The sequence below is a fragment of the Marinobacter sp. AN1 genome, from assembly GCF_026013985.1.
GTDB lineage: Bacteria > Pseudomonadota > Gammaproteobacteria > Pseudomonadales > Oleiphilaceae > Marinobacter > Marinobacter segnicrescens.
The window spans coordinates 886,643-905,721 of the sequence record NZ_CP110342.1 but is presented as its reverse complement, the minus strand read 5'-3'; the positions used below and the strand labels follow the sequence as shown (position 1 = coordinate 905,721).

The window sequence follows — 19,079 nt, the reverse complement described above, 5'->3', positions numbered from 1 at the left end:
GCCGGGGCCTGAGCCACAGCGGCCTGTTATCGGTTACCTTACACCAATTGTACGTGCTACCACCAGAAACCGGTCATCCGCGAAAACCCTTGCACACCTGGTACACCTCACGGGACCGGGCGCGGGACGAATCCGGCTTGCGGCTGACCACTGACGAGAATGAACGCTTCATCTCCGCCAGCAGCGAATCAAAACCTTCCCCCTGAAACACCTTGGCGACAAACACGCCCCCGGGGCGCAACACCTGCGTGGCCATATCCAGCGCCAGCTCTACCAGCGCCATGGCCCGAGGGATATCTGCCGCCGGGTTACCACTCATGTTGGGGGCCATATCGGAAATCACAACATCTACCGGTCGATCACCCAGCACTGCCATGAGCTCATCGAACACCGACTGCTCGGTAAAATCCCCCTGCACGAAGTCCACACCGGCGATAGGATCCATGGGCAGGATGTCGCTGGCGACCACAACCCCCTTGTCACCCACTTTCTCCACTGCCACCTGCGTCCAGCCGCCAGGGGCTGCACCCAGATCCACAACGGTCTGGCCGGGGCGGAACAGCCTGTCCTTCGAGTCCAGATCTATCAGCTTGTAACTGGCCCGCGAGCGATAGCCGTCCTGCCTGGACTTCTTGACCCAGACATCGTCAAAATGTTCCTTCAACCAGCGATCACTGGATTTCGAGCGCGCCAATGTACCTCCCGGTCGTGCTGTAAGTGCAATCGCCCATCCAACGGACAAGCTTCTCTGTTATCATGCCGCGATTATACGGCCTCGGGGCCTTAATTTCTCCCGAGCGCCCTCTACTATCTTTTAATAGCCTTGATCAAGAGATTTCATCATGAGCCTTTCGTCTGCCCAGCGTCGCGAATACCGCGCTATCGCCCACAACCTGAAGCCCATCATTATTATTGGCGACAAGGGCCTGTCCGAGGGCCTGATGCAGGAGCTGGACCGGGCCCTGGACGACCACGAACTGATCAAGGTGAAAGTGGCCAGCAATGACCGGGAGGCCCGCGCCGAAGTGATCGACGAGCTGTGCCGCCAGTCCGGTGCCGAACTGGTCCAGACCATTGGCAAGATTGCCATCGTGATGCGCCGCGCCAAGCAGCCCAACCCCAAATTGAGCAACCTCTCGCGCTGAACGCCTCTTCACACTGGCACTGCCTGGAACCGATTTTTTCGCCACGGACGGCACGGACTCACACGGACAAAACCAGAAAACCGTCATCTAGCGACGCCACCGAAAATCCCCCGCCCCGGCAAAAACCGCCTATCCAAAAAGTAACATTGACGCTAGGATACGATTAAAAACCAAACAGACCTGTTCGAAGGATCGAAACCATGAACACCGCACTCCGGTTCCTGGCAGCTGCTGCTACGTCCTCCCTTTTCCTTTTATCTGCAGGCTGCAGTAGCTCCGATGACACCAACTCGGAAGCCGCCGGCCACATTACCCGCGCCGAAACCTACGCCGACCAGGGCCAGTACCGCTCCGCCATGCTGGAAGTCCGCAATGCCGTCCAGAAGGATCCGGGCAACGTGGACCACGTGCTGGTCCTTGCAGGCATCTATAACAGCATTGGCGCCGGGGAACAGGCCACCGACCTGCTGGAACCCTGGCAGGAGGACCACGTTGACCAGGTGTCCCTGCCCCTGGCCCGGGGCTATATTCTGCAAGGCAAGCACTTGTCTGCCCGCGAAGTCCTGGACGACTTCCAGCCCCAGACCGACTCAGCGCAACGGGAGTACGATTTCCTGAGGGCCGAGAGCCAGCGCCTGGCAGGCAATACCGAGCAGGCCGTCAGCCAGTTACGCAGCCTCCAGGAAGCCCATCCCGCCGATGCCGAAATCACCGTGGCCCTGGCCAAGGCTCTGCTGACAAGCGGTGAGGCCAATGCCGCTGTGAATACCCTGACCCAGTGGACCGAACAGAACGGCGACAACGCCGAAGTGCTCTACCTGACCGGCCTGGCCCATTACCGCATGGGCAATATCGACGAAAGCACCCAGGTGCTGACCGATGCCACTGCGGCCGTTCCCACCTCGGACATCTTCCTACCGGTGCGCCGCAGCATCCTTACCCTGCTCTCCCGAAGCCTGACCGAGCAGGGCCGCATCACCGAGGCCCAGGTTTACAACAAGATCCTGGCGGAAAACACCAGCTCGGATACCCGCGAGCGTGCTGAGTCTGCCCTTGAGGCTATTCTGCGTGGCGACATGGATACAGCGCGCACGACCCTCGAAGAATTAATACGCCAAAACCCCGACAATGAACAGGTCGCCCTTATGTTGGGCACACTTCGCCTACAGGAGGGCGAGAGGGAAGAAGCGGAAAAACTGCTCGCCGGTAACATTGACGCAGAGACCACACCCACCCCCTTTCTTCGGGCAGCGACCATTGCCCAAGTTGACAGCGGTAAGCGCGAGGAAGCCCTTCGAACGCTATCCCGCGCTATCGAGGCACGTCCTAAGGACGTTGAGCTACTGGCGATGCACGGCATTCTGGCCCTGTCCCTGGAAGACTATAAAGAAGCCGGTGTCGCCAGCCTGAGCAAAGCATTGGAACTGGACCGGTCCCGGTCGCGCCTAAGGTTGGCGCTGGCACGCCATTACATGTCGGAAGAGCAGCAGGAGCAGGCCCTGGCCCAGATGCGCGTTGCCTTCACTGAAACACCCACAGACTGGACCGTGACTCAGAGCTACCTGGCCTTGCTGATGTATACCGGCAGGGAGAAGGAAGTCGAGGAAGTTAAAGAGTCCTTACTCAACGGCTTCGCCGATGAACCACCAGCGCTACTGCTCGCCAGCCTTACAGAGCTCCGCCTGGGAGACACCGAGACTGCCTTGAATCGGCTCGAAGTTCTCGCAAACAACAATCCAGAGTCAGCTCTGACTCATCAGGCGCTTGCATCGGCCTATCAACAAAACGGGGAGACTGAAAAAGCGCTTGAATCCCTGATCAACGCTGCCAGGCTGAGCCCGGATTCGATGAGGCCGCTCAGCCAGGCAACCCAGCTATACGCCTCAGCCCATACGACAGAGGAGACTATCAGCTGGCTCCAGGAGTTAGGCACACAACACCCAGAAATCCGCTTCAACTCCACCATCCTTTCGGCCCAGGCAAGAATCCAGCAGGGCCGCACCAAAGACGCACGCCTTTTGCTTGAAAAGCTTCCCCAGAACAACAGAGAAGATACTGTCATTGCGCTGACCAGCCAGCTCCTGGTGACCGAGGCTGAGCAAGCGGCGCAAGCAGAAGACTGGGAAACCGCCCGAGCCAAGGCAGGAGAAGTCGCAACCCTGCAGCCGGGCAACGTCAATTTGGCTCTGCTGCCGGCTCGTTACGCAGCAATGGAAGGCAATACCGATTCAGCTCTGAGCACACTGAATGAGGTAGAAGCAACGTTCGGTGAGCAACCTGCCACCGTGCGTTCCCGGGCACAGCTCCTCATGCTTGCCGAACGTCCAGACGAAGCCATGGCCACTCTGGAGAATTATTACCAGGACAGCGAAAACCCAGCCATCCTTGCGGACCTGATACAGCTAAGCCGCAGCGAGGCCCCTGACAAAGTGGACTCACTAACCGAGCAGTGGGTTGAACGCCAACCTGCCAGCCCGGCTGCCCACCTTGCCAGAGCGGATCACCTGATGAGCAAGGGCCTCGACGCACAGGCGCTACCCAGATACGAGCAGGTTTTGGAGCTACAGCCGAATAATGTCCGAGCCATGAACAATCTGGCCTGGCTGCTACGGGAAAATGATCGTCCACGCGCCTTGGGCCTCGCCTCGCAGGCTGCCCAACTGGCTCCCGAGAGTGCCGCAGTACAGGACACCTACGGCTGGCTTCTCCACCTGGATGGACAGCATGAACAGGCAGTGGAGCAACTCGGAAAAGCCCTGGCCCTTGACCCTGATAACCAGGAAATCGAAAACCATCTGAACGAGGCTCGGCAGGCACTCTAGCCAGCAGGGGCTAACTGCCCACCCAAACGACGCCAATATCGCCGGAATCCCACCGGAGGATGAGAGCCACCATCCTCCGGCCCTCTCACTGACATCCACCGCGGTTATGCACGTCAGCTTTCTTGACACCTCAATTTGTTAAATTTTGTTATATTGGCTAGAAAGCGATACAACTCGCATTTTTGGTGTCGAATTTCTTTACATCCCCACCCACGAAAATCTTTATCCTACTGTTTTTAATATTGTTTGTGGAGTTGGAACCGCATTTGCATCCCACCGACCAGCGCCGAGCCAAGAATCTCGGTCACGCTGGCCAAACCATTCGCGAGGATGGGACGGAAAGCCACGGATCTCTCAGAGACCGCCGGGTTGCATGGAACGCCAAATGCAGTATCAAGGAGTATTCGATGAACAACCTTCAGCTAGTAACAGCGGGCATCGTATTGTCGCTCGGCTCTGCCGCGGCATTAGCGACACCTGAGTACAACGGACAAACAACGGGGAGCTTCACTGCAGCCTACGATGCGAATTCCAGCGACGCCGCAATCGATAGCGAGCTTAATGGAGGCGCGGCCGGCTACTACATCTGGAACAGCAGTGCCAAAGACTGGCACATCCGCTGGACGGCAGACACGTCCGCAGCGTTTGTGTTCAATGGAACAGTTACAGTCTTCAACAACAGCATTAATGAAGCGTCAAGTTTCCAGTTCGAAACCAACGGCACCGATATCCTGACGTCCGGCAATATCAGCACCTTTGGATTTGCAGACTGGAACACCCTCAACAGCTGCTGCTGGGATGGCATCGACTTCACCCTCAACAATGGATTCACGTTCGGCGATGAAATGCGGTTTGATCTCTACTCAAACCTCTGGGACCTGAGCGAGTTTGGTGGAGGTGAAGGTGCAAACGGCGGCATAGCCGGCCAGGGCATCTTCATCAGTGATGCATTCAATACTCCCGACGTAGAGATCCTTGACTGGCACACATTTGCCGAGCCAAACGCGGGCACTTTCATGGGTCAATCGTTCGAAATCACGGTTCCCGAGCCTGGCACCCTGGCCCTGCTCGGTCTCGGTCTGGTTGGCCTGGGAGCAGCCCGCCGCCGCCAATCATAATAGTCATTTAGCATCTGCATTCAGAGACCAGGCCCTGAGGCCTGGTCTCTGACTTACCCTAAAGCCCTTTCTTATCCCTTGAAATTACATGACGTCTATTTAAACGTGTCGTATATATAAACAGTAATTCAAATTATCTGCCCCTGAAACACACCCTCTCCGCATGCGCCCAGTCGTCAGAACAAAAAATAACCATTATTTTCAGTTCTTTACGATTCCATAAAACACCCGAAAACCCTTTGATAACCAATAAATTACCGTCCCAGACTTAACATAGGTTAAGTCTTTTTAATGCATAGGTATTGCCTACCGCTTACCCAAATCGAGTTCAACCATCTGTTATAACGTGAATTTCACGCTTGAAATCGATTATCCAAGCCGTAATACCGATCCATAGTGTTACAGTCCCTACCTCACTTATAATCCCATCGCAATAACTTACCGCACAGTTAGCAGACGTTAACTTAACGTTAATGAACCTTGAGAATGCCAGTGATTAACATCCCTATTCAGTCCGCAATTGACGAATGGACCGCCGTTCTGGGGGCGTCGGGCGTCAGTGCCACTGACACGACCGGCTTCGGCGCTTCAACTATTGGAACCAAGCGCTCGATTCCAGCCGTACTCCACCCAACGAACCAGGAGCAAGTCGCGAAGATCTTACAGATCGCGCAGCGGTGGCAAGTGCCGGTGTACCCCGTAAGCACTGGAAATAACTGGGGTTACGGTAGCGCCAACCCGGTTGAGGATGGCTGCGTCATCCTCAACCTGAGCGGGCTTGACCATATTTCCGACTTTGACCCGGAAATGGGTGTCATCACTATTCAGCCCGGAGTGACACAGGCAGCACTTCGCGAATTCCTGGATGAGAATGAAGGCGACTACCTTGTTCCCGTAACCGGCGCAGGCCCCACTTGCAGTCTACTCGGTAATGCGCTGGAACGGGGCTACGGCATCACGCCCATTACTGACCACTTTTCAGCAGTGACCAGAATCACCGCCGTCTTACCCGATGGAAGTCTTTACCAGACGTCTCTCACTGAACAAGGCGGGGAAGAGGTTGATCGCCTGTTTAAATGGGGTGTCGGCCCCTATCTGGACGGCCTTTTCAGCCAGGGCAATTTCGGAGTGGTCGTCAATATGACCATCGCCCTTGCCCCGGCCCCCGAGACTGTAACTGCCTTTTTCTTCTCGACAAAAGACGACGCCCGACTCGAAGCCCTGGTGCCCACGGTCAGGTCCGTGTTACGAGCGCTGGGTGGATCAGTCGTAGCGATAAACCTGCTAAATAGCAGGCGAATGCTCTCCATGATGGTGCCTTTCCCCGAAGACAAAGCAGTCGATGGAATTTTGCCTGACCACGAGGCTCAACTGCTTGCAGAAACCCACGGCGTGCCGGCATGGAGTGGCGTTGGTGCAATATATGCCCCCCGGGAGGTAGCAAAGGCCGCCAAACGCACACTGAAACGACTACTTGGCCCGGTTACCGACCGATTGGTGTTTATCGACAAACGGAGAGTTAACGCAGCAAGAAAGCTGGCGAAGTTGATCCCGCAGCGATGGTCCACGAAAATTACAAGCATGGCGGACACGCTTTCCGGCGCATTGGAAATAATGCACGGGCGCCCTAATGATGTTGCCCTTGCATTAGCCTACTGGCGCTCAGGGGCATTGCCAGCTAACGGACAGCCGAAAAATCCTGCGAGGGATGGTTGCGGGCTGATATGGTTTGCACCCCTGGTTCCCATCCGCGGTAGCGATGCGCGCCGGTATGTCAACATGATTGAACGGATCTGCCCCCAGTATGGCGTGAATCCACTGATCACACTAACGACGATTAACGAACGCTGTTTTGATTCTACCGTGCCACTGCTCTTTGATCGTAGCGACGCCAACTCCACCGCACGAGCTCAGGAGTGTTACCGGGCATTGTATGAAGCCGGCCAGAAGGAGGGGTTTCTACCTTACCGCCTGAACATTGACGCCATGGAGCTTGCCTATCCCACTGGCTCCAGATCCGGCAAGCTCGCCAGCCAGCTGAAATCTGCGATCGACCCGAACAATATTCTGGCGCCCGGGCGATACGTGCCCGGGCCAAAGAACTACGAGGCTTTATGAGCTGTAGCCTCGATATAACGAAGCACCCCCTTCAGACCTTGAGGGCGCTTTACCCCCAACATCATAGATAATACAGCTCCAGGGACGGAAAAGAGCGAGGACCTAACAATGCACACAGGGTTTGCTTTTCCGCATCAAACAAATAACACCAAAAACGCTCAGGTGCCGGAAGACATCAGCAATATTTTCAACTCGGTATTTGCCGTACACCTGGCAAATTCTCCAGAAACCATCGACGAAGTATTTGCAGTACGCTATCAGGTTTATTGTATCGACCGGCCGTTCGAAGATCCCAATTGCTTTGCCGATAAGAGGGAGCACGATGAATATGATCACCGCTCCGCCCACGCACTGATACGGCACAGGGTCACGGGTGAAAGCGTTGCCGCCGTTCGGCTGGTGATGGCAGGCGATACGCCCGACGATATTGATTTCCCAATGGAAGGCCCATGCCTCCCACACATGGATCGAACGGCACTGCGAGCCATCATGCAAACACCTCGAAACAGGGTTGCAGAGATTTCCAGAATGGCCGTCAGCAGGGAATTCCGTCGGCGCCTCAATGAAGACAAATCCGCCAGCGGTATCAGCGCCCTGGCCTGTTACAGTGATGCTGAAAAAGGGAAGCGAGCCATGCCCTATATCAGTCTCGGCCTGTTTTCCGCCATTCTTCAGATGTCGATTCAGCACGGTATAACCCACTGGATGGCGGTCATGGAGCCAGCGCAGCTTCGGCTGTTAAAACGATTTGGCGTAGAGTTCGATCACGTCGGTCCTGTATTGGAGTATCACGGCCGCCGTCGTCCTGCCTTCACTGAGGCCGCGACGTTAATTAACGGCATCAAGAAACGCCGTCCGGATGTTTGGTCACTGATTACTGATGATGGGCGGCACCTGCCACCGAAGCTGGATAACGACTACAAAGTACGTGAGCAGGAGGTCGCGTGACCTCTTCTGAACTGCCCTGAATGCGGAACGCTGAGACTAAAAAGCCCCCGACTTCTCAACGGGGGCTTTTCAGGATGTTACCAATTTACCGCTAGGTAAATTTTATGCTTTTACTGCTTTCTTTCTGCGCGCTAAACCAAGCCCTGCAAGCCCCATACCCAGAAGGGCCAGAGTTCCTGGCTCAGGTACTTGCTTTGCAGTAATACGGAACCGGGTTTCGAATTCGTTTGCCTTATTCTCTTCAGTTATAAGGCCAATGCAGCCCCCGCCCGCACCTGCTTCAGAACAGGCATCATCCCCAAGGTAGCCCAAACCGTCCAATTCAAGGAACACCGTATAGAGATACTCACCAATAAAGAAAGACGGTGAGGCAAACTCCAAACCATTGGCAGTCTGGACCAAGCCCAAGTCCCCAACGTTATCAATGGTGAAGATATCATCACAATTGGAAGTCCCTACAACACAACTCCCATCATTATCCGTTTCTGTGAAAAAGCTATCAAAGGTGCGAGATGTTGGCTCCAGAGCGTCGAAGTCTGGATCAAATGGGTCCAACGTCAGGGTAGAAGTCAAAAGGAAAGAGGTCAGGTAGGGATCATTAGCCCCTATGACGTTGTTGGTATGGGTGAATTTCCCCCCCGTCACGTAGCCTCCATTAGTCACAAGGCCACTGTCCGCACTTACATCAGTGATCGAGACAGAGGACTGTTCAGGATGCGCTGGACTAATAATGCCCCACGATAGTTTATGGTCATCATCAGAACTTGTGATGTCGGCGGAGTTACCGGAGCTGGCTTGCCAGTCAGAGAACTCACTGGTGACATCATAGCCCCAGTTCTCGATCATCACCGCACTGGCAGAAGAAGCACCTAATGCAAAAGGCACGACAAGAGAAGACAGAAGTGTTTTTTTAAATACCATGTTCATAGGTTATTCCTCCATGACTGTGAGCGCTGGCAGCTAGACTTCCAAGCAAGCAAGCCAACGTTTACTCTGACTAGCATAACGAGTACCACATACATGAAACCTTTTATTTTCAAGGCATTAAATAGCAGGGGGAAACGAAATTTTGATACAGCTGTAAACTTATTCGACGCCAGGCAACAGAAATTCTATCGCTAAATACGTCATATCAATTTCCTTTTTCGATAACGTAAATCATTGAGCTGACGCCAGACGGGGAACCGTTCAGCATCAATAATATAAACTGTGGAGGCACGGGATCGGGCACTGGCACCAACTATGCGTTCGAGCACACTAAAACCTGGAGGCCCCTCGGGGCTCCAGGTTTTTTAGTTCTGACAGACTCCCACTCACGTCCAGCCAGAGCTGTTGTGTCGATATCTTATACACATACTCAAACGACCGCTTTTTTCCAGCCGGCCCGGTCAATTCATGTAACTGATATTAAGGTCGTATTTTTGATTTGGCTTTATTTTTGAATGGCACGCCCTGTCAGTGGCGTAAGCAGCCTCTGTTTCAAATCATTTTGCCGGACTGCACAACGAAAAAGGAAAAAATATGAGAGTGTTAAATTTGATGTTAGGCGCAGCCTTGCTCAGCATGACCGCCTCCATGGCGCATGCTGTGCCATTCATGTCCAGCCTCGGTGATGAGTGCGTGGGTTGTGAGCTTTCCGACCAAACCGTTGACACCTATATTGACCCAGCCGGGACACCACTCGATGGAGCAGCCTGGATCCAGGATTTCGATAGCTGGTGGGTCGATAACGCAGAATATCGAATTTGGGAAGAAGACCTGAACATGACTGGTACTGACGCCATCATCACGTCACTCTATGTATCGTACGATGACACCCTGATGATCAAGAGCAAAGGAGAAACGATCTTTAACTCAGAAGATTACTCGATCGCAGCCCCTTGGACACAGGCCATAAATGTGCTTGATCTTTTAGGGGAGTCCTTTATCGTTGCTGGCGATGGACGACTGAATTTCTGGGTAACAAATAGCGAAAACTTTGCGACTGGCGTGATCGGTAATTTTCAACCCAGTTGTCCATTTTACTGCGTTTAAGCAGCCGATTTATTCAGCTCGATTTCCTGCAATTTGCCGGGGTTGAGTGACACAGCACCCACAGGCTTCCAGTTTCGGGTTGCCTTGGACCAGCGCCGAGGATTCCGACGTTTGGCTGCCTCATACACCCGCTTACGATGCTGCAATTGCTCCAGATCCTTTCCGGTATGACGCGCACTCGGGGTGACGAAGTTGATGCCGCTATGCAGGTGATGGTTGTTGTACGCATTTTCGAACGCCAGCATCCAGTCGCGCCCCTCAACCAACGAGGCAAACCCCTTTGATGGCCAGGCCGGGCAGTATTTCAGTGTCCGGAACAGCGACTCTGAGTACGGGTTGTCATTGCTGACACGAGGCCTGCTGTGTGACATCGGCATGCCCAGTTCAGCCAGCCGTGCACGTAACGTGTGCGACGTCATAGGCGCCCCATTGTCCGAGTGCAGAACCGGTGGCTTGTTCCAGCAACCTTCGCGCAACAGCGCGCGCTCGATGAGCTGTTTTGCCAGCATTCCGGACTCAGCATCATGTATTTCCCAAGCCACGATCTTGCGGCTGTAAATGTCCAGCACCAGGTACAGGTACCAGTGCTGACCACGAACCGCCGACGGGCAGTAACTGATGTCCCAGCTCCACACCTGATTGGGGCCAGTGGCGGTAAAGCTGGTGGGCTCCGGCACCTTGCGCCTTGGCTTCATATGCCCTCTGTGGTTCTGCTGCTGATGCTTTTTCAACACCCGGTAAAACGATGATTCAGACGCCAGGTAGACACCCTTATCGGCCAGCTGAGGAACAATCTGCGAAGGCGGCAGGCTGCGGTATTCAGTCTGATTACAGGTGGCCAGAATGGCAACCTCCTCGGCAATCGTCAGCTGATGTGGCTGTTCAGCCTGCTTGACCAGTGGCCGGCGATCCGGGGTAACCATCCCGTCGGCTTGTCGCCAGCGCTTTACCGTGCGCTCGCTCAGACCCATGAGCTCGGCTGCCTTGTGCCTAGCCCGAATTTCTCATGAGGGGATAAAAGAAAGCGGCTGAAAGTGTTAAAATTTCAGGACCTTACACCATCAATCAACACCAACAACCGCTATCCAAAATGGTACCTCAAAAACTGACCTTCTCGCCACTTTCCCGCCGCCAGATTGAAACCGACTTCTCCGGAGGCCATATCACCTCCGATGCCGGCTTGCTGTTACTGCGCGAAGTCGACAAACAACACCGGTTAACCCAACGGCTGGCCGAGACTCTGACCGACCAGCGGGATCCCCGGATGATTCGTCATGAGCTCAAGTCCCTGGTCCGGCAACGGGTCTACGGTGTGGCCGGTGGCTACGAAGATCTGAATGATCATGAAGCGCTTCGCTTTGATCAGGCACTACAAACCGCCACGGGGAATGCCTCGACTCTGGCCGGCAAGTCCACGCTTTGTCGAATGGAGCAGGCGATGGATCGGCAAACCATTGTCAAAGCGCATGAGTTGCTCTGGCACCACTTTATCGAGCAGCATGAGAAGCCGCCCAAGGAAATCGTGCTGGATTTTGACGGCACCGATATTCCGGTGCACGGCGACCAGCCGGGTAAGTTCTTTAACCGGTATTACGACCATCACTGCTACTTCCCGCTTTACGTCTTCTGCGGTAGGCACTTGCTGGTGAGCTATCTGCGCACCAGCAATCGAGGTGATGCCCGGCACAGCTGGGCCATTCTGGCGCTGCTGGTGCGATTTATTCGCGAGTATTGGCCACAGACCCGGATCGTGTTCCGGGGCGACTCCCACTTCAGCAAGCCCCGACTGCTGGCCTGGTGCGATCGCAACCAGGTGGATTACATCGTAGGCATGGCCCGCAACCAGCGGCTGGAGGCGCTTGCCGCCCCAGCCATGGACAAAGTCCGGACCTACTACGAGGCTCATGGCCATAAGCTCGCCAGCACCTTCCGCTTCCGCTACAAAGCCCGAAGCTGGCATAAGCCACGCTGGGTGGTTGCGCGCCTGGAATATGGCCCTCAAGGCCCGAACCCCCGGTTCGTTATCAGCTCCCGCTACGATGACGGATTCAAGCTCTACTACGAACAGTATTGCGCACGGGGTGATATGGAGAACCGGATCAAGGATCAACAACTGGATCTGTTTGCCGGTCGCACCTCCAGCACACACTGGTGGACCAACCAGTGGCGGCTGATCTTATCCGGCTTCGCCTACACCCTGTTCGAGCGTTTGCGGGTGCATCTGAAAAACACGCCCTTCGAACGTATGAGTGCCGGCACCTTGCGCTTGAAGCTGATCAAGGTTGGCGCAGTCATCATCCGCAACACCCGCCGAATACGGGTGTTGATGAGTGATAGCTATCCACACAAGAACGATCTCTCAGCACTGGTTCAGCGCTTGGTGCCCCAGTAGATAATCGGGCTCCCCCGGCCCGATACCAATGGGGGAAAGGGGGAGTTGTGCCTGAATGCCGGAAACTGGCTAAATAATCGCCAACTTCGACCATGACCACTCGGATCTGGCACTACCAGGCTTGGTCTGCGAAGGTTGTTGGAGCACTATGAGAAATCCGGGCTAGGGGCGCCGCCAGCCACAGCCTCATCAAAGTACTGCAACAGCCTTGTACGCTCAGCCAGCGAGGTCAGTTGTCCTCGTTGTCCGGGGTTTCGCCGTACAAGGCTTCGAGCTTTTTTGATAACACCAGCAAGGAGGTCGTTTCCGCCAGTACACGGTCTTTGCGACGCACTTCTGCCTGGAGCTTCTTGATAGTTTTGCGTGCCTCACGCTGCTGCTTATGAGCGGTCTTATCGCTTTCCACCTGCATGCCTGCGCCCTGGAGGCAACCCGCCTTCCAGCGCTGGATTTGCTCGGGGTACAAGCCCTTCTCGCGACAATACGCGCCGAGCTCGGCTTCAGACATGGGCGCTGTTTCAATCACAGCAGCCAGCTTGGCTTCAGGAGACCACTCGTCTCCATTGTTACGATTACCCGGCACAGGCATTCCTTGTTGTCGACACTGTTTCAACCAACTATACAGGGTCACATCGGAGATGCCTTCCTCTGCGGAGACAGAGACAACGGTCCGGTTATGGGGTGGCAAGAGCTTGTTGAGAACTGCCGCTTTACGTTCATCGGAATAGCGTGGCATGTGTGCATCCATACCGCCCCCTGTGATGTGGTTTCAGGCAAAACTGCCTACTGGACAACTAGGCTGACACAGGGGGTGATCTGGAAAGGCGAAGCTAGTGTCCCCGAACCCGGCACACTGGCCCTTCTCGGAATGGGCCTCCTGGGTCTCGGTGCAGCGCGTCTTCGCAGGGCCTGACCTCTGGTCAGACCTGTCAAGCATGAAAGAAAGCCGGGCCTTGCCGCCCGGCTTTCTTCAGCCTGTCGAAGTTTTTTACAGTGCCTTAAACCGCAATTTTCAAAAATAACCACCAACTAATCGGAACGATAACAAGAGATAGTCAAAACAGGCGGCACCAATCATCATTTTCCGATACAGTAAGAGTGCTTGAGCAGGAGGGCTGGAAAGCCCCGCTTGTCGACAAAGCACCACCACCCAGGCACGCAGTTGGTTGAAGCATGTTAAGGAAAACACTGGATCAGTTCCCCCTCGCACGCCCCTATCTTCTAGTAACTGCCATAGCCATTGCGCTGTTCTGGCCAACCTGGTTCCGGTTGGTCGGCGAATGGCTGAAATGGGAACAGGTGCTTGCCCACGGGCTCCCCACGTTCGCCATTTTTATCGGACTCCTGCTGATTCACCCACCACCCCCACCTGAAAACCGGGCGCAACGTAGCTTCTCAGTACTCGGCAGCCTGTCATTGATTGCGACAGCAGTCACCTGGGCATTGCTGGAACTGGTTCGCATCGACACCCTCACCTACCTGATGCTGCCTGCGGGTCTGCTCACTCTGGCCTGGGCGCTTCTGGGGGCAAAGGCGATGCTGCGCTTTCTGCCCTATGTATTGCTATTCGGGTTGTCCCTGCCTATATGGTCGGACCTGGTGCCGTACCTTGTCGTTCTGGCGACGGCAGTGGTTACCAAGCTGGTCGCTAGCATAGGCATCACTGCACTCATCGAAGGCGCCAACATAACCTTGCCCTACGGTCGCCTGGTGATCGCTGATGGTTGCTCCGGCATCCGCTACTTTGCCATCTCCCTCCTGTTGGCAATAATGATGTCCATACTCAATGACTTTCGCTGGAGGGGCTGGGTTGCTGCACTCGCGGTTGGCGCCAGCGTTGCTTTGGTGGTGAACTGGGTTCGTATAACGGCCCTCGTGGTTATCGCCTACCAAAGCGATATGGAAAGTAGCCTGGTAGCAGACCACGAAACCTTCGGATGGGCTATCTACGCAGCTTTTGTCATTCCGATTATGTGGTTGGCACCTGTCCTACGCCGCGAGGGGACGCCGGACGGCGCCCCTCCCCATTTGCTCAAAATGGGTTTCGTCGCGGTTGTTGCGGCGTTCCTGGTCGGGCCTCTGGGTGTCAGCCTGGCGCATTCACGGGCCTCAGGCAGTCCAGCCTGGGCCCTGGCTGTACCCGGTTTCGTAAAGACAGACCCGGAGGCTTTGCCACTGAAGATAACCTTACCGGAGACGTTGAGCCAGGAAGTATGGAGTGCAGGACAAACCACCTGGATTTCCCTGGCCCAAACCCGCAACACCGAACGAGGGGACAAATTGGTACCCTACCTGCCGCCACGAGTACCCGGCAACTGGTTCCGCGCCGATCAGGAAGCAGGTTACGGAGGTGACGTTCGCATTTACCAGCACCTGACTGAACGCCGCCAGGTCGTTATCGCCGAGCGATTCCAGGTGGGCGCCTACACCACGACAAGCTACACCAAAGCCAAGCTCCTGCAGATACCCGCGACACTGTCCGGTGAGAACCGGTTTGCGCTCATTTCTGTGCAGGGTATCTGTGCACCACGGAGCTGCGACAGCGCTGTCGAGCGGGTGAGGACAGCACTGGACAACCTGACCCTGGACGCAGCCCGCTGAAATGTCGGCCAGCCTGAAGGTACTCAAGAGTGCTGGCCTGCTTTTCGGCATTCAAGTTGTGCAACGGGGGCTGGGTATCATCAGCACCCTCATCCTTGCCCGGCTGCTAGCGCCGGAGCACTTCGGCATAGTTGCGCTTGTTACCATTGCCTTGCAGTTCTTCGAACTGTTGGTGGAAACCGGCAATCGGCAATACATCGTTCAAAAAGAAACCCTCGACGACGAAGACCTTGATACCGCCTGGAGCATGGATATCCTGATCAAGTCCTCCCTGGCGGTACTGGTTATTGCGAGCTCTCCTGCCCTGGCGCGGTGGTTCGATGAGCCTGCCCTGACCGCGGCCCTGGCGGTTGCCGCCTTAGCCCTGCCGATACGTGCACTGAGAACACCAGGCATGATGCGCCTGGCACGGGAGATCAACTACCTCCCCCTGTTCCGGCTCACGCTCTGGCAGAAGGGGCTGTCATTCATGACAGTAATCACCATTGCGTTCATCGACCCCAGCCACTGGGCCATCATTGCCGGCAATCTCGTCTCGGCGGCGGTACTCGCTGTGGGTTCGTACCGGGTGGACCGTCACCGCCCCCGGTGGACGCTCAGCCGTTTTCGGCAACAATGGGGCTTTTCTCAGTGGCTCCTTTTGCGGGGAATTGTCGGTTTTACCCGTTCTCAGGTAGATAACCTGCTGGTGTCCCGTTTTTTCGGCACGACCGCTCTCGGCGGCTACAACCTGGTAAGAGAGGTAAGCCTGCTGCCAGCGCTGTCCGCTATTATTCCCATGAGTGAACCCCTGCTGGCCGCTATCGCCCAGAGCCGGCAATCCCGCACGAACCTTGCGTACCGAGTGAGCTTCAGCCTCGCCTTGATGATTACCGTGCTGACGCCCATCACTGTATTCATCATGCTCTATCCGGAGCTGATTGTGCGGGTGCTATTGGGCACCCAGTGGACAGAATTCGCGCCCCTGCTGCAGCCTTTCGGGTTGTTCTTCTTTACCTTCTGCCTGTTCTCGCTGGTCAGCGATGCCATCATTGCACAGGGCAAGGTCAAGGGACTGTTCTGGTTCGACCTGGCCTCTACAACGATAATCCTGGCCATCCTGTACTGGTTTGCTACCGACAGCCTTCACACAATGGCCTGGGCGCGCGGCTGGCTCGCCGTGGCGACCACCGGGGCGCTGCTACTCATTCTCCAGCGACAGACTCGGTTCGGTGCCGGGCACCTGCTGCTACTCTGCCTGCCGACGGCCCTTGGCTCGACTGCGAGTGCCCTGGTGACCATCAGCCTGGACGTACCATGGGAACTGCCGTTAGCGGAACTTATGGTGCGCGGCACGGTTTTTGTCCTGCTGGCTGCGATCTCAACGGTAGCCCTTGCGATGCTGTTCCTCCGCCAGACAACAGAGTGGCAACAGCTCATGTCACTTATCCGTCCCATGATCGAAAAATACCGAAACTAAAAGTCCGTAGCAGATGAGCCCCTGTCGGAATAAATTACACCCCTTTAACTGCCGGTTTCGATGGAACACAAGGCGTCGGTCTCAGCCCGAACAATCCAGACAGCGATGGTGACGACATACCGGATGGAGCGGAGAGCGCCCTTTCAGAGCCAGTCAGGCACACGATAGGGTGATATGGCTATTCCTGATGGAGTTCGCAATCTACCCTCTGGATAAGATCTCAAATACTCGCAAAAACCACCTCGGATGTGACATTATGTAACTACCAAGCAGAGTATTCTTCGTCAGTACATAGGGAATTGGAAGTAACTGGCATGCTGAGAACCGACGCGATCCCGATCAGTGCGTGTGCACGAAGCGGCTGCAACCCGTTGCACCTGGCTGTGCCATCACCCAACCTGTCTTCAGACACCAGACCAGGCCGGTCATGACAGCCAGGACACTAGCCAAGCGCGTGGCCAAGGCTGGCTTTCTCCTGCTGGCGTTGCCGCTATACCTGCTCTTTCGGCTGGTAAGCATGCTCGGCAAAAGCGACAGCTGCTTTGCTTCCTTCTCTCAGGGGCTGAGCCTTGTTCCTGGCAAGGCAGGCGTTTACCTCAGGGCAAGCTTCTATCACCTGTCCTGCCCCGACACGTCACACGACATTTCCATCGGGTTTCTTACGATACTGTCCCACCGGAATACGAGTATCGCTCAAGGCGTCTATATCGGTCCGCAATGCAATATCGGAATGTGTGCGATTGGTAAAAACACACTGATCGGTAGTGGCGTACATATTCTGAGCGGCAGCCGGCAGCACCAGTTTAATGACCTTGATGTTCCCATTCAGGAGCAGGGCGGAACCTTCGAAAAAATTGAGATTGGTGCAGATTCATGGATTGGTAACCAGGCGGTGATAATGGCACCAACGCCTGCCAAGACCATCATTGCATCAGGATCGGTTGTTACCCGGATTTACGACGTTGGCGATATTGTCGCCGGCAATCCTGCGCGGGTCATCCGAAACCGGTACGATGCCCATCCTGCCGACAAAGCCGCAGGAGCCAATTGACCATGTCTGCAAAGGAGCTCGTCTACAACGCCTCCCCTGTATGGCTGCAGAACCTGCTAGTTACGGCGTACGGTCAGCATCTATACCGGAAACGCTATTCGGGAATCTATAAAGACGCTCTCCGATTGGCGAGGGAGTCAAGGGATTGGACGCCGGATCAAACCCTGGCCCATCAGGCTGAGCGTCTGCACCAGATGGTAAAACACTGTCGCGAGACCGTCCCCTACTATCAGCAACTCTTTGCCAGTCACGGCTTACATGAAAATGATTTCACCAGTGTCGAGGATCTCACCAAACTACCCATACTGACCAAAGCCACCCTGAAAGCGCAACCGGAGAGCTTTCGGTCAAGCAAGGGCGAGAGATTCATGCTACAGCACACCAGCGGCAGCACGGGTTCGCCCCTCGAACTGGACGTTAACGAATATACCTACAAGCTTGCTATGGCGTTGGTCGTCGAACACGAAGAAGCCCACGGGGTGCCGTTCGGTGCTCCCCGGGCAACGTTTGCTGGCAGGATGATTCAGCCTGCTTCCCGACTCAGGCCGCCCTACTCAAGGATTAACCGGGCGGAAAACCAACGGCTATTCTCCAGTTATCACCTGAATGCCACAACATTTCCGGACTATGCCAGGGAACTGGATCGTTTCAGTCCTGCCGAGCTCATCGGCTATCCTTCGGCCCTTGCAGACCTGGCCAACTATTACCTCTTGACCAACACAAGGCCTGGGTTCACGCCCACTGCCATCATAACGAACTCGGAAACCTTGCTGGATTGGCAACGAGACAAGATCGAAAGTGTCTTCGGTTGCCCGGTATTCGACTACTATGGCACTGCTGAGTATGTATTGTTTGCCGGACAGGAAGCAGATAAGAGCTATCGACTTAACCCAGTCATCGGCATAACAGAAGTCCTCCCTGAACCGACCGACCATCGGCTGCTGGCCACCACCCTGACAAACGGCGCAATGCCATTACTCCGGTATGAAATTGGCGACACGGCGGAGCCGCTGGACTATCTGAGTTCAACGGTCGTTCATTCGCTGGCAAGAATTAACGGTCGAGTCGATGACTATATTGAGCTGCCGGACGGACGAAGAGTCGGGCGCCTCGACCATGTATTCAAAGGTATCAATGCACTGGCAGAAGCGCAGATTGTGCAGGATGCGCCTGACCACTGCTCGATCTACATCGTGATCAAAGGCACGGACTCGAACGAAGCTGAAACAAAAATCAGAGATAATCTTCATCAGAGGCTCGGTCAGGTGATATCCGTCTCGATCGAGCGGGTCCCCGAAATTCCGCGAGGAAAAAACGGGAAATTCAAGAACGTGGTCCGCGCTTATGAATAGTTGCTATCCCGGGCCTGAAACCCAGAGCCAAGCAATCCT

The 19,079-nt window shown here is 55.3% G+C and carries 15 protein-coding genes, 1 pseudogene and 1 riboswitch; of the genes and pseudogenes, 12 read left to right on the top strand and 4 right to left on the bottom strand.

Features of this window, described 5'->3' with window-relative positions; translation table 11 throughout:
* Window positions 1-73: 73 nt before the first annotated feature.
* Window positions 74-694 (bottom strand): 23S rRNA (uridine(2552)-2'-O)-methyltransferase RlmE, encoded by a 621-nt coding sequence (gene rlmE / locus LJ360_RS04070; RefSeq protein WP_264995345.1) that lies wholly within the window; start codon window positions 692-694, stop codon window positions 74-76.
* Window positions 695-842: 148 nt separating this feature from the next.
* Between rlmE and yhbY the strand changes: the two genes are divergently transcribed.
* The 5 genes from yhbY to LJ360_RS04045 all read left to right on the top strand — a co-directional run bounded on the left by yhbY (window position 843) and on the right by LJ360_RS04045 (window position 8,151).
* A complete protein-coding gene (gene yhbY, locus LJ360_RS04065; protein WP_264995344.1) occupies window positions 843-1,145 on the top strand; it encodes a ribosome assembly RNA-binding protein YhbY in 303 nt (100 codons plus the stop codon).
* Between the two features lie 200 nt (window positions 1,146-1,345).
* Window positions 1,346-3,967 carry a tetratricopeptide repeat protein gene (locus tag LJ360_RS04060; protein ID WP_264995343.1) on the top strand — a complete coding sequence of 874 codons (2,622 nt, stop codon included), beginning with the start codon at window positions 1,346-1,348 and terminating at the stop codon, window positions 3,965-3,967.
* A gap of 302 nt (window positions 3,968-4,269) precedes the next feature.
* Window positions 4,270-4,344: riboswitch (cyclic di-GMP riboswitch) on the top strand.
* A gap of 30 nt (window positions 4,345-4,374) precedes the next feature.
* Window positions 4,375-5,085, top strand: a complete 711-nt coding sequence (locus LJ360_RS04055) for a PEP-CTERM sorting domain-containing protein (RefSeq protein WP_264995342.1) — start codon at window positions 4,375-4,377, stop codon at window positions 5,083-5,085.
* Between the two features lie 486 nt (window positions 5,086-5,571).
* Window positions 5,572-7,203, top strand: a complete 1,632-nt coding sequence (locus tag LJ360_RS04050; RefSeq protein WP_264995341.1) for an FAD-binding oxidoreductase — start codon at window positions 5,572-5,574, stop codon at window positions 7,201-7,203.
* 108 nt (window positions 7,204-7,311) lie between these two features.
* Window positions 7,312-8,151 carry a PEP-CTERM/exosortase system-associated acyltransferase gene (locus LJ360_RS04045; RefSeq protein WP_264995340.1) on the top strand — a complete coding sequence of 280 codons (840 nt, stop codon included), beginning with the start codon at window positions 7,312-7,314 and terminating at the stop codon, window positions 8,149-8,151.
* A gap of 102 nt (window positions 8,152-8,253) precedes the next feature.
* Here the strand turns inward: LJ360_RS04045 and LJ360_RS04040 are convergent, their stop codons facing one another.
* On the bottom strand, window positions 8,254-9,078 hold the full coding sequence (locus LJ360_RS04040) for a THxN family PEP-CTERM protein (RefSeq protein ID WP_264995339.1): 825 nt from the start codon (window positions 9,076-9,078) through the stop codon (window positions 8,254-8,256).
* A gap of 594 nt (window positions 9,079-9,672) precedes the next feature.
* Here LJ360_RS04040 and LJ360_RS04035 point away from each other — a divergent pair.
* Window positions 9,673-10,185: a hypothetical protein gene (locus LJ360_RS04035; protein ID WP_264995338.1), complete on the top strand. Its 513-nt coding sequence runs from the start codon at window positions 9,673-9,675 to the stop codon at window positions 10,183-10,185.
* Here LJ360_RS04035 and LJ360_RS04030 read toward each other — a convergent pair.
* The gene (locus tag LJ360_RS04030) at window positions 10,182-11,156 is read right to left on the bottom strand and encodes an IS3 family transposase (RefSeq protein ID WP_264995337.1); all 975 of its coding nucleotides are present in this window, start codon (window positions 11,154-11,156) and stop codon (window positions 10,182-10,184) included. The two genes, LJ360_RS04035 and LJ360_RS04030, sit on opposite strands and share 4 nt — an antisense overlap.
* 119 nt (window positions 11,157-11,275) lie before the next feature.
* Here LJ360_RS04030 and LJ360_RS04025 point away from each other — a divergent pair, with 119 nt between their 5' ends.
* Window positions 11,276-12,577, top strand: coding sequence for an IS1380-like element ISMaq3 family transposase (locus LJ360_RS04025; RefSeq protein ID WP_011784498.1), 1,302 nt, complete (start codon window positions 11,276-11,278; stop codon window positions 12,575-12,577).
* A gap of 229 nt (window positions 12,578-12,806) precedes the next feature.
* Here LJ360_RS04025 and LJ360_RS04020 read toward each other — a convergent pair whose 3' ends face one another.
* The gene (locus LJ360_RS04020) at window positions 12,807-13,325 is read right to left on the bottom strand and encodes a transposase (protein WP_264995336.1); all 519 of its coding nucleotides are present in this window, start codon (window positions 13,323-13,325) and stop codon (window positions 12,807-12,809) included.
* 84 nt (window positions 13,326-13,409) lie between these two features.
* Between LJ360_RS04020 and LJ360_RS19980 the strand changes: the two are divergent.
* The 5 genes and pseudogenes from LJ360_RS19980 to LJ360_RS04000 all read left to right on the top strand — a co-directional run.
* Window positions 13,410-13,490: pseudogene (locus LJ360_RS19980) on the top strand (PEP-CTERM sorting domain-containing protein); the annotation flags it as partial.
* A 260-nt stretch (window positions 13,491-13,750) separates the two neighbouring features.
* On the top strand, window positions 13,751-15,178 hold the full coding sequence (locus LJ360_RS04015) for an exosortase/archaeosortase family protein (protein WP_264995335.1): 1,428 nt from the start codon (window positions 13,751-13,753) through the stop codon (window positions 15,176-15,178).
* Between the two features lies 1 nt (window position 15,179).
* On the top strand, window positions 15,180-16,637 hold the full coding sequence (locus LJ360_RS04010) for an oligosaccharide flippase family protein (protein ID WP_264995334.1): 1,458 nt from the start codon (window positions 15,180-15,182) through the stop codon (window positions 16,635-16,637).
* 454 nt (window positions 16,638-17,091) lie between these two features.
* Entirely contained in the window at window positions 17,092-17,688 is a 597-nt protein-coding gene (locus LJ360_RS04005) for an acyltransferase (RefSeq protein WP_264995333.1), read from the top strand.
* A 2-nt stretch (window positions 17,689-17,690) separates the two neighbouring features.
* Window positions 17,691-19,040, top strand: coding sequence for a phenylacetate--CoA ligase family protein (locus LJ360_RS04000; RefSeq protein ID WP_264995332.1), 1,350 nt, complete (start codon window positions 17,691-17,693; stop codon window positions 19,038-19,040).
* Window positions 19,041-19,079 lie beyond the last annotated feature (39 nt).